This is a genomic window from Bradyrhizobium erythrophlei (assembly GCF_900142985.1).
Lineage (GTDB): Bacteria > Pseudomonadota > Alphaproteobacteria > Rhizobiales > Xanthobacteraceae > Bradyrhizobium > Bradyrhizobium erythrophlei_B.
Map to the genome: position 1 here is coordinate 5,983,622 of NZ_LT670849.1, position 15,306 is coordinate 5,998,927.

The 15,306-nt window shown below is 58.9% G+C and carries 15 protein-coding genes and 1 pseudogene; 13 read left to right on the forward strand and 3 right to left on the reverse strand.

Annotated features, from left to right (window positions below):
• Nucleotides 1-178: 178 nt before the first annotated feature.
• From trbB to BUA38_RS28675, 11 genes are read left to right on the forward strand one after another with little or no spacing between them, the layout of a single operon-like run.
• Nucleotides 179-1,099 (forward strand): P-type conjugative transfer ATPase TrbB, encoded by a 921-nt coding sequence (gene trbB / locus BUA38_RS28625; protein WP_172806172.1) that lies wholly within the window; start codon nt 179-181, stop codon nt 1,097-1,099.
• Nucleotides 1,096-1,422, forward strand: coding sequence for a TrbC/VirB2 family protein (locus BUA38_RS28630; RefSeq protein ID WP_072823269.1), 327 nt, complete (start codon nt 1,096-1,098; stop codon nt 1,420-1,422). Before trbB ends, BUA38_RS28630 begins: the two co-directional genes overlap by 4 nt.
• Nucleotides 1,422-1,685, forward strand: coding sequence for a VirB3 family type IV secretion system protein (locus BUA38_RS28635; protein WP_072823271.1), 264 nt, complete (start codon nt 1,422-1,424; stop codon nt 1,683-1,685). Before BUA38_RS28630 ends, BUA38_RS28635 begins: the two co-directional genes overlap by 1 nt.
• An 8-nt stretch (nt 1,686-1,693) precedes the next feature.
• Nucleotides 1,694-4,135 (forward strand): conjugal transfer protein TrbE, encoded by a 2,442-nt coding sequence (gene trbE, locus BUA38_RS28640; RefSeq protein ID WP_072823272.1) that lies wholly within the window; start codon nt 1,694-1,696, stop codon nt 4,133-4,135.
• Nucleotides 4,132-4,866 (forward strand): P-type conjugative transfer protein TrbJ, encoded by a 735-nt coding sequence (gene trbJ, locus BUA38_RS28645; RefSeq protein WP_072823274.1) that lies wholly within the window; start codon nt 4,132-4,134, stop codon nt 4,864-4,866. Before trbE ends, trbJ begins: the two co-directional genes overlap by 4 nt.
• The gene (gene trbK-alt, locus BUA38_RS28650) at nt 4,866-5,246 is read left to right on the forward strand and encodes a putative entry exclusion protein TrbK-alt (RefSeq protein ID WP_072823276.1); all 381 of its coding nucleotides are present in this window, start codon (nt 4,866-4,868) and stop codon (nt 5,244-5,246) included. The genes trbJ and trbK-alt overlap by 1 nt, the downstream gene beginning before the upstream one ends.
• A gap of 3 nt (nt 5,247-5,249) precedes the next feature.
• Nucleotides 5,250-6,455 carry a P-type conjugative transfer protein TrbL gene (gene trbL, locus BUA38_RS28655; protein ID WP_072823278.1) on the forward strand — a complete coding sequence of 402 codons (1,206 nt, stop codon included), beginning with the start codon at nt 5,250-5,252 and terminating at the stop codon, nt 6,453-6,455.
• The gene (gene trbF / locus BUA38_RS28660) at nt 6,455-7,135 is read left to right on the forward strand and encodes a conjugal transfer protein TrbF (protein WP_072823280.1); all 681 of its coding nucleotides are present in this window, start codon (nt 6,455-6,457) and stop codon (nt 7,133-7,135) included. The genes trbL and trbF overlap by 1 nt, the downstream gene beginning before the upstream one ends.
• Before the next feature lie 23 nt (nt 7,136-7,158).
• Nucleotides 7,159-8,118: a P-type conjugative transfer protein TrbG gene (gene trbG, locus BUA38_RS28665; protein ID WP_072826506.1), complete on the forward strand. Its 960-nt coding sequence runs from the start codon at nt 7,159-7,161 to the stop codon at nt 8,116-8,118.
• Nucleotides 8,112-9,311, forward strand: coding sequence for a TrbI/VirB10 family protein (locus BUA38_RS28670; protein ID WP_425304990.1), 1,200 nt, complete (start codon nt 8,112-8,114; stop codon nt 9,309-9,311). Before trbG ends, BUA38_RS28670 begins: the two co-directional genes overlap by 7 nt.
• Before the next feature lie 12 nt (nt 9,312-9,323).
• Nucleotides 9,324-9,560: a DUF2274 domain-containing protein gene (locus tag BUA38_RS28675; RefSeq protein WP_072823284.1), complete on the forward strand. Its 237-nt coding sequence runs from the start codon at nt 9,324-9,326 to the stop codon at nt 9,558-9,560.
• Here BUA38_RS28675 and BUA38_RS38320 read toward each other — a convergent pair.
• Nucleotides 9,539-9,727: pseudogene (locus BUA38_RS38320) on the reverse strand (LysR family transcriptional regulator); the annotation flags it as partial. The gene BUA38_RS28675 and the pseudogene BUA38_RS38320 overlap by 22 nt on opposite strands.
• Nucleotides 9,728-10,540: 813 nt before the next feature.
• On the opposite strand from BUA38_RS38320, the gene sdhA reads away from it, so the two are divergent.
• Nucleotides 10,541-12,337, forward strand: coding sequence for a succinate dehydrogenase flavoprotein subunit (gene sdhA, locus BUA38_RS28690; protein WP_072823286.1), 1,797 nt, complete (start codon nt 10,541-10,543; stop codon nt 12,335-12,337).
• A gap of 81 nt (nt 12,338-12,418) precedes the next feature.
• On the opposite strand, the gene BUA38_RS28695 is transcribed toward sdhA, so the two are convergent.
• Nucleotides 12,419-13,369, reverse strand: a complete 951-nt coding sequence (locus tag BUA38_RS28695) for an alpha/beta fold hydrolase (protein WP_072823288.1) — start codon at nt 13,367-13,369, stop codon at nt 12,419-12,421.
• Between the two features lie 395 nt (nt 13,370-13,764).
• Between BUA38_RS28695 and BUA38_RS38325 the strand changes: the two genes are divergently transcribed.
• Nucleotides 13,765-14,256, forward strand: a complete 492-nt coding sequence (locus BUA38_RS38325) for a tautomerase family protein (RefSeq protein WP_244553088.1) — start codon at nt 13,765-13,767, stop codon at nt 14,254-14,256.
• Here BUA38_RS38325 and BUA38_RS28705 read toward each other — a convergent pair.
• Nucleotides 14,247-15,146 (reverse strand): N-acyl homoserine lactonase family protein, encoded by a 900-nt coding sequence (locus tag BUA38_RS28705; RefSeq protein WP_072823290.1) that lies wholly within the window; start codon nt 15,144-15,146, stop codon nt 14,247-14,249. The two genes, BUA38_RS38325 and BUA38_RS28705, sit on opposite strands and share 10 nt — an antisense overlap.
• Nucleotides 15,147-15,306: the final 160 nt, after the last annotated feature.

Sequence of the window (15,306 nt, forward strand, 5' to 3'; positions counted from 1 at the left end):
CTCAATCTTTCTTATCGTACTCCATGGCACGAACGGCGTCAGCCACTTGTTGCGCCTAGCTAGTTTCTGCCTTTTCTAATCATCCCAACCCGAGGCCGCCTTAAGCGACCACGGCAAGTTGGGGGCAGCGGTGTCAATCCATCCCTTTCAGTCGGAAGCACTCTCCCGCGGTGCGCGCATGCTGCGCACTGCATTCGGTCCTGCGATTGCTCGCTATCTAGAAGATCCGGCGATCATCGAGGTGATGCTCAATCCCGATGGACGGTTGTGGGTTGATAGGCTGTCGGGAGGTTTGACGGAGACAACCGAACGCCTGTCCGCTCCTGACGGCGAACGCATCGTTCGATTAGTCGCCCATCACGTAGGCGCAGAGGTCCATGCAGGCAGCCCGCGTGTCTCAGCCGAGTTGCCTGAGACGGGCGAGCGTTTCGAGGGCCTGTTGCCGCCAGTGGTCGCGGCCCCGGCTTTTGCGATCAGAAAGCCGGCGGTCGCCGTGTTTACGCTGGACGACTATGTCGCCGCGGGAACCATGACCTCGGGCCACGCCAGTGCTTTGAAAGGCGCGGTCCAAGCGCACAAGAACATTCTTGTCGCCGGCGGCACTTCGAGCGGCAAGACGACGCTGACCAACGCGCTGTTAGCCGAAGTCGCCAAGACCTCGGATCGGGTTGTTCTCATCGAAGATACCCGAGAACTTCAGTGCAAGGCCCCGAATCTCGTAGCGTTACGTACCAAGGACGGCGTGATCTCGCTATCAGATTTGGTCCGTTCGTCGCTGCGTCTGCGGCCCGATCGCATTCCGATCGGGGAGGTCCGCGGTGCAGAAGCTCTCGATTTGCTCAAGGCCTGGGGCACGGGTCACCCCGGCGGCGTCGGCACCATCCACGCCGGTACCGCGCTCGGAGCGTTGCGCCGACTGGAGCAGTTGATCCAGGAAGCCGTCGTCACGGTCCCCCGCGCCCTGATCGCGGAGACCATCAACGTTATTGCCGTTCTTTCAGGTCGCGGTGCCGATCGCCGCGTTGCCGAACTCGCTAGCGTCACCGGGCTCGGACCATCCGGTGATTACAGCCTTACAGCATTGGGGGACCAATCATGAGTGTTACATCTTCGCTGGAACGATTCGTCATTTCGACGACCGTGTTCGCGACGGCCTCACTGACCGTCGGCCCAGCCTTCGCGGCTGGCTCTAACATGCCGTGGGAGCAGCCGCTCAATCAGATCCTGCAATCGGTCGAAGGCCCGGTCGCGAAGATCATCGCCGTCATCATCATCATCGTCACAGGGCTTTCGCTGGCGTTCGGCGATACCTCGGGCGGATTCCGCAGACTCATCCAGATCGTGTTCGGCCTATCGATCGCGTTCGCAGCATCGAGCTTCTTTCTATCGTTCTTCTCGTTCGGCGGGGGAGTGGTGATCTGATGGATGCAGAAATCCCAGGCTTCGTCACGCCCGTGCATCGCGCGCTGACCGAACCGATCCTGATGGGCGGTGCGCCACGCTCGATCGCGATTCTCAACGGAACGCTCGCCGCAGCGCTCGGCATCGGTCTGCGCCTCTGGGTCGCAGGCCTCCTTCTCTGGTTTGTTGGGCACATGGCGGCCGTCTGGGCCGCCAAGCGCGATCCTGACTTCGTTGAGGTCGTGCGTCGACATCTCCGCATCCCCGGTCATCTCAACTCGTGAGTTCTTTCATGATGAACCTCGCCGAATATCGCCGGTCGAATACGCGTCTCGCTGACTTTTTGCCGTGGGCTGCCCTCGTCGATGAGGGCATTGTCCTCAACAAGGACGGGTCGTTTCAACGGACCGCAAAATTCCGGGGGCCTGATCTCGATAGCGCCGTGCCAGCTGAGCTCGTCGCCATTGCCGGCCGTCTGAACAACGCCTTGCGTCGGCTCGAATCCGGTTGGGCGATTTTTGTCGAAGCGCAGCGCCATTCCGCAGGCAGCTATCCACCCAACACATTTCCGGACACGGCGTCCGCCCTGGTCGATGCTGAGCGGAGGGCACAGTTCGAAGAAGCCGGCGCCCACTACGAGTCGAGCTATTTCCTGACGTTTCTCTATCTCCCACCGGCGGAAGGTACCGCGAAAGCGGAACGACTACTTTATGAGGGCAGCAACCGCACCGTTGACGCGGATGCGCGCGAGGTCCTCCGTGGATTTGTCGATCGGACCAACCGCGTGCTGCAGCTCGTCGAAGGCTTCATGCCGGAATGCGCCTGGCTGGACGACCAGGAAACCCTGACTTACCTGCATTCGACGGTCTCGACCAAGCGGCATCGGGTCAGGGTGCCCGAGATCCCGATGTATCTTGACGCGCTGCTCGCCGATCAACCGCTGACCGGTGGGCTCGAGCCAATGCTTGGTTCATCGCACCTGCGAGTACTGACGGTGGTGGGGTTTCCGACGGCGACGACACCTGGGATTCTCGACGACCTAAACCGTCTCGCATTTTCCTATCGCTGGTCGACCCGCGCGATCATGCTGGACAAGACCGATGCCACAAAACTCCTGACAAGGATCCGGCGGCAATGGTTCGCCAAGCGCAAGTCGGTGTCCGCGATCCTGAAGGAGGTGATGACCAACGAGGCGTCCGCCCTTCTTGATACCGATGCCCATAACAAGGCCATGGATGCCGACGCGGCGCTTCAGGAGCTGGGCTCGGATCAGATCGGCGAAGCCTTTGTGACGGCGACGGTCACGGTCTGGGACAGCGACCCCGCTACCGCTGATGAAAAACTCCGTCTCGTCGAAAAGGTGATCCAGGGTCGGGATTTCACCTGCATGATCGAGACAGTGAACGCGATCGAGGCTTGGCTCGGCAGCCTGCCGGGACATGTTTACGCCAATGTGCGGCAGCCGCCGATCTCGACTTTGAACCTGGCGCACTTGATCCCACTGTCGGCGGTATGGGCCGGGGAGGCTAGGGACCATCATTTCAAGGCGCCGCCTTTGTTCTTGGCCAGAACAGAGGGTTCGACACCGTTTCGCTTTTCGCTCCACGTCGGTGATGTCGGACATACGCTGGTGGTCGGACCGACCGGCGCCGGCAAATCGGTGCTGCTGGCGCTGATGGCGCTTCAGTTCCGCCGGTACCCCGAATCTCAGATCTTTGCCTTTGATTTCGGTGGTTCGATCCGGGCGGCCGCGATTGCCATGAGCGGCGATTGGCATGATCTCGGTGGCGCGCTTGCCGGAGAGACCTCCGAGTTCGTTTCCCTTCAGCCGCTCGCCAGGATCGATGATGTTGCCGAAAGGGGATGGGCGGCCGAATGGATCAGTTCAATTTTGAGCCGCGAGCGGATCGAGGTCACGCCGGAAGCCAAGGAGCACATTTGGTCGGCGTTGAGTTCCTTAGCCTCCGCTCCAGTAGGGGAGCGCACTCTCACGGGCCTTTCCGTGCTGCTTCAATCCAACGTGCTGAAGCGAGCCCTACAACCCTATTGCCTCGGGGGTCCGTACGACCGGTTGCTGGATGCCGAAAGCGAGCGCCTCGGAGAGTCATCGGTCCAGGTCTTCGAGACCGACGGACTTATCGGAACCGCGGTCGCGCCAGCCGTTCTTGCGTATCTGTTTCACCGCATAGAGGGCCGCTTCGATGGTCGGCCGACCCTGCTCATCATCGACGAGGGTTGGCTCGCGCTAGATGATGAAGACTTCGCAGGACGACTGCGTGAGTGGCTGAAGACGCTGCGCAAGAAGAATGCCTCGGTCATTTTCGCAACCCAGTCGCTCGCGGATATCGACGGCTCGGCAATCGCGCCGGCGATCATCGAGAGTTGTCCAACGCGCGTTATGTTGCCAAACGACCGCGCCATCGAGCCACAGATCATGGCAATCTACCGGCGCTTTGGATTGAACGACCGCCAGATCGAAATCCTCGCCCGCGCGACGCCGAAGCGTGACTATTACTGCCAGTCGCGCCGCGGCAATCGCTTGTTCGAACTCGGCCTTGGCGAGGTCGCGCTCGCCTTCAGCGCCGCTTCCTCCAAGACCGACCAGACGCTGATCGAGCAAGTCCTTGCCGAAAACGGCCGCGACAACTTTGTGCCCGGATGGCTGAAGGCGCGCGATGTCGCCTGGGCGACCGATCTCATCCCGCATCTCGCAGAATTGGAGGCGTCAAAATGAACCACGTTCGTCGTCTCGCTGTCGCTGGCGTTATCGCGCTTGCCGTCTTCGTCGGTCCCCACCGGACCTCCGCGCAGTTGGTTGTGTTTGATCCTAACAACTATGCGCAAAACGTGTTGACCGCTGCTCGATCTCTGCAGCAGATCAACAACCAGATCGTGTCTCTGCAGAATCAAGCGCAGATGCTGATCAACCAGGCGAGAAATTTAGCGACCTTGCCGTTCTCGTCGTTGTTGCAACTGGAACAGTCGATCCTGCGTACCCAGCAACTACTCGCCCAGGCCCAGCGTATCGCCTACGACATCCAGCAGATCGATCGTGCATTCTCGACGACCTATGCGTCAGCGTCGTCCAGTCTCTCGAACCAAGTGTTGATCGCGAACGCGCAAACGCGTTGGCAGAATGCGATGGCCGGCATGCAGGACGCCATGCGGACGCAGGCGACGGTCGTCGGCAATCTCAACACTAACCATACGCAGATGTCGGCCCTCGTCACCGCGAGCCAGGGGGCATCCGGTGCGTTGCAGGCGAGCCAGGCCGGCAATCAGCTCTTGGCGCTGGCGTCACAGCAACTTGCCGATCTCACGGCCGTCGTTGCAGCCCATGGGCGCGCACAAAACCTCGAGTCCGCGCAGCGCGCGGCCGCCCAGGACCAGGGCAGGGAGCAACTGCGTCGCTTCCTGACGCAAGGCGCCGGCTATCAAACCACAACCGTGCAGATGTTTCACTGATGAACATGAAAAAACTTGAACGTCTCCCCACTGCGACAGCCATGGTGCTCGTCGTTCTGGTGGTTGCAGCCTGCGCAATACAGCTACGTGACGACGAAAGCCAAACCCTGTCCGCTGCATCGGCTGATCAGGCATCCGACGTGCTGACGGCAAAGCTCGCGGAGTGTCGCTCCGTCACCTACGAGCAGAAAGATGCTCTGTCCGAGTGCCGCAAGGCGTGGGCCGAGAAGCGCCGTCAATTCCTTAGACAGGATAAGGCTCCATCAGCATCGTCCGACAACGGGGCTGCCAAGGAGGGCTCCTCGTTGTTTGTGCCGCCCAAGGACGGGAGCCGCCAATCACCTGGTTACTCTCCGATTCATCAGTCAGGAAAGGAGTGACCGATGGGCGGCACCGGCATTATCGATCAGTTCCTTGAGACGTTCACTCGATACATCGATTCCGGGTTCGGGCTACTCGGAGGCGAAGTCGGATATCTCGCCACCACGCTTGCGGCGATCGACGTCACGCTGGCGGGTCTGTTCTGGGCAGGGGGAGCCGACGACGACATCTTAATTCGTCTCGTCAAGAAGACTTTGTTTGTCGGCGTCTTCGCATTTCTGATCGGCAACTGGAACAGCTTGGCCCGCATAATCTTCGAAAGCTTTGCAGGTTTGGGTCTCAAAGCCTCCGGCACCGGTCTTTCCTCAGCCGACTTCTTGAGGCCGGGAAAGATCGCCCAGGTGGGACTTGATGCTGGACGACCTATTCTTGATTCGATCTCGGGTTTGATGGGCTATGTCAGCTTCTTCGAGAATTTCATCCAGATTACGGTTTTGTTGTTCGCCTGGATTGTGGTGCTGCTCGCCTTCTTTATTCTGGCAATCCAGCTCTTTATCACGCTGATCGAGTTCAAGCTGACGACCCTTGCCGGGTTTGTGCTGATCCCATTCGGCCTCTTTGGTAAGACCGCGTTTGCCGCCGAGCGTGTCCTCGGCAACGTTATTTCGTCGGGCGTCAAAGTTCTGGTGTTGGCCGTCATTGTCGGCATCGGCTCAACGCTGTTTGCGCAGTTCACGGCAGGCTTCGGCGGCAATCAGCCGACCATCGACAACGCTATGGCACTTGTACTCGGGGCGCTCTCCCTTCTCGGCCTCGGTATCTTCGGGCCTGGTATTGCCAACGGCATCGTATCAGGTGGACCACAACTCGGTGCTGGCGCTGCGGTCGGCACCGGCTTGGCTGCTGGTGGTGCGATCGTCGCTGGTGCCGGTCTCGCGGCCGGTGGTGCGGGACTGGCAGGTGGCGCACTCGCGGGAGGCGCCCGTGGCGCCACCGCGATAGCAGGCGGAACAGCGAGCGCTTACCGCGCCGGAGGATTGAGTAGCGTCGCGAAAGCAGGTGGCTCGGCGATAACAAGCCCGCTGCGCCGTACGGCTGCCGCGCTCGGTGGTGGTTCATCAACGACGGACGCGCCACCGGCGTGGGCGCGCCGTATGAAGCGCGCGCAGACTGTGAACCAGGGCGTGTCCGCTGCCACCCATGCGGTTCGCAGCGGTGATAGTGCCGGCGGCGGATCCTCGGTTGATCTGTCCGAGGGAGGGCACTGATGTTCAGGCGACCATCCGTGCATTACGGCCGTACGCCGGAACCAGTGACGCCCTACCAGAAAGCTGCGCAGGTCTGGGACGAGCGCATCGGCTCGGCGCGCGTCCAGGCCGGAAACTGGCGGTTGATGGCATTCGGATGCCTATTCCTGTCGGGGGGACTCGCCGCAAGTCTCGTCTGGCAGTCGACCCAGGGCACGATCACCCCGTGGGTGGTTGAAGTCGATCGTCTCGGTCAGGCACAGGCGGTCGCGCCAGCGAGCCCCTTCGATCAGCCGACGGATCCACAAATCGCGTTTCACCTCGCGCGCTTCATTGAAGATGTGAGAGGCCTGCCGACCGATGCCATCGTGCTGCGGCAGGACTGGCTTCGCGCCTACGACTTCACGACCGATCGTGGAGCAGTGGCGCTGAACGATTACGCGCGAACCAACGATCCCTTCGCCAAGCTGGGGAACACCCAGATCGCGGTCGAGATCTCCAGCGTCATTCGCGCCTCGCCGCAAAGCTTTCGGGTGGCGTGGACCGAACGCCGCTACGACAGCGGCCAACTCGCCGCGACCGAGCGGTGGACCGCAATCCTTTCCGTCGTCATCGAAACCCCACGTGATGCCGACCGCCTGCGCAAGAATCCGCTCGGCGTCTATGTCCATTCCATCAACTGGTCGAAGGAGCTCGGCTAGTGAGAAATCCTGTACCGAGGTCGATTGGTCCAAACTGCAATGGGACGCCTGCAAGTCTGGCCCTGCTTTTTGTTCTCGCGCTCTCCGGCTGCACGACCTTCAAGCCGCCGCAGATCAGTTATGATGACGACGTGCCGCCGTCTCCCGATCTTCCGATGCCGGCAGACGACCATGCGCGTCCATTGCATGTCCCCCCATCCTGGACGCCGACCCGCGGCGGCAAGAAGGGTGATCAAGAAGCCAACGAGCCCACAGACCGGATTGGGACGGCCAACGACGCCGCCCGAGTCGAGCCGCGGCGGGCAGGATATTTCAACGCGGTCCAGGTCTTTCCCTATAGTCCCGGCGCGCTCTACCAGATCTACGCCTCACCAGGGCAAATCACCGATATTGCGCTTGAGCCGGGCGAACAGCTAACCGGATCGGGACCGCTCGCCGCCGGCGATACCGTGCGCTGGATCGTCGGCGATACGGAAAGCGGCAACGGCGATAGCAGGCGTGTCCACATCATGGTGAAGCCGACAAGGGCCGCCATCGAGACGAACCTTGTCGTCAACACCGATCGACGAACCTACCTGATCGAGCTGCGCTCCCGCGAAAAACCATACATGCCGTCGGTCGCGTGGTTCTATTCTGAAGACCGAGCCAACCGCTCAAGGGTCATGCCACCAACCCCAGTCATCCCGGAAGTGGATCAACGTCGCTACCGCTACGCCATCGAAGGCGATAGCCCGCCATGGCGCCCGTTAAATGCCTACGATGATGGCCGCAAGGTCTATATCGAGTTCTCGCCCGGCATCGCCCAAGGCGAAATGCCGCCGCTGTTCGTCATCGGCCAGGATGGCAAGCCCGAGCTCGTCAACTATCGTGCTTTCAAAAATGTACTGATTGTCGACCGACTGTTTGCCGCGGCCGAGCTTCGGCTCGGGGGGGAGAAGCAGCAGAAGGTTCGTATCGTCAGAAACGACGGGAGACGATCTTGATAGGCAACGGACCAAACGAGAGCCTCGGCCCTGTCCCAGAACCGCCACCAGCACCCGATGCTAGCGCGCAGGCATTGCGTCTGCGTGCAGAACGTCCAAGGATCACAAGGCTCTCTCGCAAAGTACTTGCGGGTGGCAGCGCATTGGCTTTGCTGCTCATCGCTGGCGCGGTACTGTGGGCACTGAGGAGCAACCGCCCACATAGTCCGGCGCCGGACGAGCTTTACAGCACGGATCATCACAACGTTGCAGATGGCCTGACAACGTTGCCGCGGGATTACGCCGGGATACCTCGCGACGTGCCTCGCCTTGGGCCGCCGCTGCCGGGTGACCTGGCGCGTCCTGTCGTTACGGCCGAAGGCCAATCAGCATCGTTCGGCCTTGATGCTGAACAACAACGTGCAAACCAGGAAACTGAAGCGGCTCGGACGAGCAAGGTATTTGCGTCGACCACCGCGCCCGTTGCGCCATCCCATGCCGCATCCCAGGAAACGGCCACCAAGACTGCGTCATCTTCTGATGAAACGTTCACTCAGAACGGGCAGGATAGCAAACTCCTCTTCGTCAATGCCCCGGTTGACCGGCGGACTACAGCGCCCGATCGGCTCTCACGCCCGGCCTCACCTTTTGTCGTGCAGGCGGGCACGATCATTCCAGCAGCTCTCATTACGGGTGTCCGCTCAGATCTTCCTGGGCAGATCACGGCGCAAGTAACGGAAAATATCTTCGATAGTCCGACAGGCCGAGCTAGGCTAATTCCGCAGGGAGCGAAGTTGATCGGCGTTTATGATAGCCAAATCGCGTTCGGACAATCGCGGGTGCTGTTGGTGTGGACCCGGCTCATCATGCCGAACGGACGTTCGATTGTCCTGGACCGGCAACAGGGGGCGGACGCAGGCGGCTACTCCGGTCTTGAGGATGATGTCGACAATCACTGGGCGGAGTTGTTCAAAGCCGCACTGCTGTCGACCATCCTTGGCGTGGGAGCGGAACTCGGCTCTGGCGCAGATAGCGGCAGCAATACCGATATTATTCAGGCGCTCCGACTGAGCGCGGCAAACTCATTGAACCAGACGGGGCAACAAGTCGTTCGACGAAACCTCAACATTCAACCGACTCTAACGATCAGGCCTGGATTTCCGGTGAGGGTGATCGTCAACCGCGACTTATTGCTGGAGCCTTACAGGGGATAGGGGAGCAAGAACATGATAAAGCTTAAGATCGGGTCTATTCCTGACGACAAACCAGTGAAGTTGGCGGTCGAACTTCCAGCAAACGTGCATCGCGATCTCCTCGCGTATGCGGAGGTGCTTGCGCGTGATACCGGGCAGGCAGTTACAGATCCATCGAAACTTGTCGCACCGATGCTGGCTCGGTTCATGGCCACGGACCGGGCTTTTACAAAAACTCGCCGAAAAACTCATATCGAAGGCGAGGGGTAGCGTTCCCTCAAAAGTGTGAGGAAACTCGCTAACGCTGGATTTTCATTATCGGCTTTCCAATAAGCAGAATAACCGATCCGGCTCGGGCCCGTGCCGTCGCGCAGTTCTCGGTAGATCAAGCCAGAGAAACTCGCACCGATGTCGGACTCCATTACCAGGCTAATGCTAAAACCGAGCCGTGCGGGGCCAAAGTTACGACCCCGACATCGTCTTTAAACGAACAACCGTAGGAATTCGAATGACACTTCAGATCGAACCGAAAACGACAACCCGCCGTGACTTGTCGATGATTGCGGGGGATTGAAATAGGTAGCGATTGGAGAGACGTTCTCACGAAACTAACGGCTCTGCATGCGACTCTGGAATCGCTCCGAGATCAGTCCGACATGCCGGCTACTACTTCAGCCGATGTCACCAAAGCGCTAAAGCGAAAAACGTGAAAAAGAGCCGCCATAACACTGGTGTATAATTGTTTGACGCCCCATCCCATGGGAACATTGTCTTTCCCGGTTTGACCAATCGGCCTTGAGGCTAGCGTGATTCAAATGCGGGCAAAGGATGATTGCGTGTAGGGAGAGGTCATAATTTCGGCCATTGATGATGACGAATCATTCCGGATCGCGCTCGTCGGATTGCTTCGTTGGCTGGGATATGATGCTCAGGGGTTTGCGTCTGCTGTAGAATTTACGAATGTGGGTGGGGAGGGATCGTGCGACTGCATCATCACCGGCGGTGACAAGGTGGACGCATATCCGCCGGGCAGCGTGGTCGTTCTGCCTCGCGACACGTCTACTTTCATTGGGCCAGATCAGGAGAGTACGTCACGCAGGTGACGGTTATCGGGCCGCTTGGCCTCGAATATATGGATGCGTATGACGATCCTCGAAGCAAGATCTCCTAGCAGGCGCCCCCGCAAATTGAAACTTTTGCAATCTGTCACGCGAGGCATCAGATGAAGCTCAACCCAGAGAGCGCGAAAAATGAAACAAGCTTACGAAATCATCGAGCACAACTATGATGTCGTGATCGTCGGTGCTGGCGGCGCGGGATTGCGAGCCGCGCTGGGAATGGCTGCGTCGGGATTGAAGACGGCCTGCGTCACCAAGGTTTTCCCGACACGCAGTCACACCGTGGCCGCGCAGGGCGGCATGGCAGCATCACTCGGCAATATGCACGACGGAGACAACTGGCGTTTCCACATGTACGACACGGTCAAAGGCTCGGACTGGCTCGGCGATCAGGACGCGATCGAGTATATGTGCCGTGAGGCCGTGCCTGCGGTGTTAGAGCTTGAACATTACGGTGTTCCATTCTCACGCACCGAAGAAGGCACCGTCTATCAACGCCCCTTTGGTGGTCAAACAATTGGTTACGGCAAGGAGATGGCGCAGCGTACCTGCGCAGCTGCCGACCGCACGGGTCATGCCATCCTGCACACGCTCTATCAGCAGTGCCTGAAACACGGCACCGAGTTCTTTGTCGAGTACTTGGCGCTGGATCTATTGATGGACGAGGACGGCGCCTGTCGCGGCGTGTTGGTCTGGAACATGGAAGACGGCACGCTGCATCGATTTCGCGCCCACCGTACGGTCCTTGCCACCGGTGGTTACGGCCGTGTCTATTTTTCCTGTACCGCTGCCCATACCTGCACCGGCGACGGCAATGCGATGGTGTTACGTGCCGGGCTGCCACTCGAGGATATGGAATTTACCCAATTCCACCCAACTGGCATCTACGGATCCGGTTGCTTAGTTACGGAAGGCGCTCGCGGCGAGGGCGGCTATCTTACCAATTCGGAAGGCGAGCGCTTCATGGAGCGCTATGCGCCGAGCGCGAAGGACCTGGCTGGGCGGGACGTAGTCTGCCGCTCGATGACGCTCGAGATCAACGAGGGCAGGGGCTGCGGCCCGCATAAGGATCATATCCTCCTCCATCTGGAGCACCTCGGCGCCGAGCTACTGCATCAGCGGCTGCCGGGCATCAGCGAGACCGCCAAGATATTTGCCGGCGTTGATGTGACGCGTGAACCGATCCCGGTGCTGCCGACCGTCCACTACAATATGGGAGGCGTGCCGACCAACCTGCATGGCGAAGTCGTCACCGTGCGTGGCGGCGATCCCGAGGCGATCGTTCCGGGTTTGATGGCGATCGGCGAATCCGCTTGCGTCTCGGTGCACGGCGCCAACAGGCTCGGGTCCAACTCGCTGCTAGATATCATCGTGTTTGGCCGCGCTGCGGCGTTGCGGGCAGTGGAATCGATCCGACCTGGTGAAAGTCACGCCAATCTTCCCGAAGAGGCGACCGATCGCGCCATAGCCCGGCTTGATCGGCTCAGGCGGTCAGAGGGTAAGACCGGTGCGGGGGCGATCCGGCTGGCAATGCAACGGACGATGCAGCAGCACTGTGCGGTCTTCCGAGACGGCCCGTTGCTCGATGAGGGGCGGCGCAAACTCGATAGCGTTATCGCAATGATGCGCGACGACCTCGGCGTTGCGGACCGTTCGATGATCTTCAGCTCGGATCTCGCCGAAACTCTTGAACTGGACAATATGCTTGCACAGGCAAGCGTCAGCCTTCATTCAGCGATCGGCCGGACAGAAAGCCGCGGTGCACATGCGCGCGAGGACTTTTCGAAAAGGGATGACCAAAACTGGCTCAAGCATACTCTTAGTTGGCTCAATGATGACGGCAGCGTGCGGCTCGACTACAGGCCGGTTCATATGCAGCCACTCTCGAACGACGTGGCGACGATACCTCCGAAGGAGCGCGTGTATTGATTGGCAAACGCGGGAGACGCACTCCTTTCGTTTGAAATCGGACGGCGCCTTGGAAAAAATCGCTGTGCGTCCAATGCCGCTTTAGCGGGCTGGGACGAGAAAGTTGCGGATCAATATGGCGATCTCGTTCGCGGCCGTATCCAAGGCGAAGTGGCCTGCGTCAAGAACGTAGATTTGGGCCTCCGGTACATCCCGGCGATAGGCTTCCGGTTCAGAGATATCGAAAGAGGGGTCATGTTTTCCCCAGATCACCAGGAGGCGCGGTTGCTTGCGACGCATCCAATCCTGCCATTTGGGGTAGGCGTCGACATTGGTGCGATAGTCGTAGAACATGTCGCTTTGAATGTTGGCTTGGACAGGTTGACTGAGAAAAGCAAATTCATCGCTCCACAGATCCGGGTCATAGCGATCCACGTTGGGATCACTTCCGATATGACGCGTCCGCGCCGCTTGCAGTGAGAGAAGGTTGGCGCGAAGGGTCGCCTCATGGGCTGCCCGATCCGCCCAGAAGGCTCGCCGCGCTTTCCACAATGGACCCAGACCCTCATTATGCGCCACCGCGTTCTGAACGATGAGCGCCTCGACCCGATCCGGATCGGCCAGCGCCATCCGAAAACCCACGGGGCCGCCATAATCCTGCATGTAAAGCGTATAGCGCGAGAGCCTGAGCGCTTCGGTGAAGTGCTTCATGATTTCGGCGCAGTGGTCGAACGTGTAGGCAAATCTTTTTGGGTCAGGCCAGTCACTGTGTCCGAAGCCAGGATAATCAGGCGCAACAAGATGATAACGATCGGAAAGCCGCGCGAATAGAGGCTCGAACATTCGCGACGAGGAGGGTAGACCGTGCAGAAGCAAAAGTGTCGGAGCGTCCTTCGGCCCAGCTTCTCTGTAGAAAATGGAGAGGCCGTCTACCTTTATCGAGCGGTAGAAAGTCGGATGGTCCATCGGACGTTCCCCCGTGGATTGGGCCGGCAACAGGGATGACATGAACAGCGCAAAGGCGACGAACGATCTACCAAAATATTGGAGCATGAGATTATCCCGTATTGCCGACGGCGGGTCTTTGGACACGATCGCGGGATCCGCCGTCCAGCCTTCGGATACCGTGGGTCATATCGGGGCGCCGGTGCCGCAATGTCAGATTTGCCAGGCGCGTTGTACCACTTGGGTCGGCGCGTTCTCTAACACCAAGGTATGGGATAGGTGAAACAAGCGTTGAACGGGAGAAGCCGCGTTTACGCGTACCGAGAGAACTCATTCACAAAAAAAGGGCCAATTATGCCGCTTGTACGTTTGATCTTGTCGAGGGCCGTGCTGAATCGGAAAACAGGAAGCGATGTGACCCACGAGGTCCTGCTCGAGACCCTGAGGGTGCCGAAGCATGATCGCCACTAGGTCGTACACGGCACAAGCGGTCTCGCATAATCGTGGAAGACACCGGTTTGGGATTTGTCCGGTCGGAGAACGTGCTGTTGCTTCAAGTCACCAGCCGCTCACGAAACCGCGAGAGGAAGGAGAATTTCAATCGCTTGTTGATTGAGAAACTTGGCGCGCATTGCGGAATTGCGCCCGACGATATCATCGTGAGTTTTGTAACGAAAGCCGATGAGGATTGGTCGTTCGGCGCCGGCGGGGTTTCTGACCGGAGAGCTGTTGACGGGCTCGCAAACCACAGCCCATATTCAATCACCAGCGTCAACATGAACGCTTGTATTTCGATACTTGCGGTCAACGCGATCACCGAGCTGCTCGGTGCTCGATCCGCGACGCTAGGTGAACAATTTGTAGAATATAGCTCCGGCGCCAGAGCCTTGGTTCCACACTGCCAAGACATAGCTCAGCGTGCCCTGCGAGCCTCGATTTTATGGGCCCCGGACACGTCGGCGTCCGGGGCTCCGGCGAGAAGGCATCAGTCGTAGAATGCGGGCAGTAGTTTCAGCATGTCCTCTTGCGCCTTGTCATGATTGATGAAGAGCTTGGCGTGGTAGGTACCGATCATTCGCCTGACCTTGTCCATGGAGGCGATTGACGCGGCCTTATCCGTATTCAGGGACGGCACTATGTTTTTCTCAAAATTTTTTTCAAGATGGACGACATCGCCGGACAGAATGATGAAGCCGGAATTCTTCAGATGGATCATCAGAGATTGGCTGCCCGGAGTGTGTCCCGGTGTCGAAACCAGCGTCAGGCTACCATCGCCAAACAGGTCCGTGTCACCGTCGACCAGTTGAAGGTATTTTGGTTTCCCCATAAGCGTCCGTGCGAGGGCCTTCAATTGATTCACATTATCGTTTGTCCCGTCTGGGGAGTAGATCCAGCTATGCTCGACTCGCTGCATCACAATTTTTGAATCCGGAAACAAACCAACGTTGCCTATGTGATCGCCATGTGTATGGGACAGCACGACATAGGTGATATCGTTTATCTTAAGTCCGATGTCCGCGAGTTGGCCCGTTATCGTCTTGTCCAAGTGGTAAACGATCAATTTGGGCAGGGTCGACCAGCCTTTGGGGTCATTTACCGCGGCTTGAGGAACGCCTGTGTCCCAAAGCACCCATTCGCTTCCCCGCTTTATCAGCCAGCAGGTAGACGAGAATTCGATACTCTTTCCGACGTTTTCCCCCGGAGTCCAAACCGACTCGTCGTTGGCGAGAGCGTGGCCGCAATCCAGCCGATAAAGCTTTTCTGAAAAACCAGCCGTCGCTGGGTCCGGCAGTTTCGAGTCGGCGATCGTGGCCGACGTGCCGGCTATCGAGAACGAGGACGCGATCAGAATTGATATGATTGCTGTTCTTGTATGTTTGATCATGACTCATCCTCTGTTCAGAAGCTCGTACGATTTACAGCGCAACCGTAACATTGCGCTAACGTGGTTGCGGGACGCTAACAAAGGAAAGCGGAAAAGATATCAGACCAAAGGGTCTGTCCTCTAAACCTCTGGATTACTGTGCTGGAATGGAGAGGCTTGG

Excerpts from the sequence above, each read along its gene's own strand:
- trbF (WP_072823280.1), top strand. The coding sequence starts at position 6,455 with ATGTTCAGGCGACCATCCGTGCATTACGGCCGTACGCCGGAACCAGTG.
- BUA38_RS28705 (WP_072823290.1), bottom strand. The coding sequence starts at position 15,146 with ATGATCAAACATACAAGAACAGCAATCATATCAATTCTGATCGCGTCC.
- trbB (WP_172806172.1), top strand. The coding sequence starts at position 179 with ATGCTGCGCACTGCATTCGGTCCTGCGATTGCTCGCTATCTAGAAGAT.
- BUA38_RS28695 (WP_072823288.1), bottom strand. The coding sequence starts at position 13,369 with ATGCTCCAATATTTTGGTAGATCGTTCGTCGCCTTTGCGCTGTTCATG.
- sdhA (WP_072823286.1), top strand. The coding sequence starts at position 10,541 with ATGAAACAAGCTTACGAAATCATCGAGCACAACTATGATGTCGTGATC.
- BUA38_RS28675 (WP_072823284.1), top strand. The coding sequence starts at position 9,324 with ATGATAAAGCTTAAGATCGGGTCTATTCCTGACGACAAACCAGTGAAG.
- trbK-alt (WP_072823276.1), top strand. The coding sequence starts at position 4,866 with ATGAACATGAAAAAACTTGAACGTCTCCCCACTGCGACAGCCATGGTG.
- trbE (WP_072823272.1), top strand. The coding sequence starts at position 1,694 with ATGATGAACCTCGCCGAATATCGCCGGTCGAATACGCGTCTCGCTGAC.
- BUA38_RS28635 (WP_072823271.1), top strand. The coding sequence starts at position 1,422 with ATGGATGCAGAAATCCCAGGCTTCGTCACGCCCGTGCATCGCGCGCTG.
- BUA38_RS28630 (WP_072823269.1), top strand. The coding sequence starts at position 1,096 with ATGAGTGTTACATCTTCGCTGGAACGATTCGTCATTTCGACGACCGTG.
- trbL (WP_072823278.1), top strand. The coding sequence starts at position 5,250 with ATGGGCGGCACCGGCATTATCGATCAGTTCCTTGAGACGTTCACTCGA.
- trbJ (WP_072823274.1), top strand. The coding sequence starts at position 4,132 with ATGAACCACGTTCGTCGTCTCGCTGTCGCTGGCGTTATCGCGCTTGCC.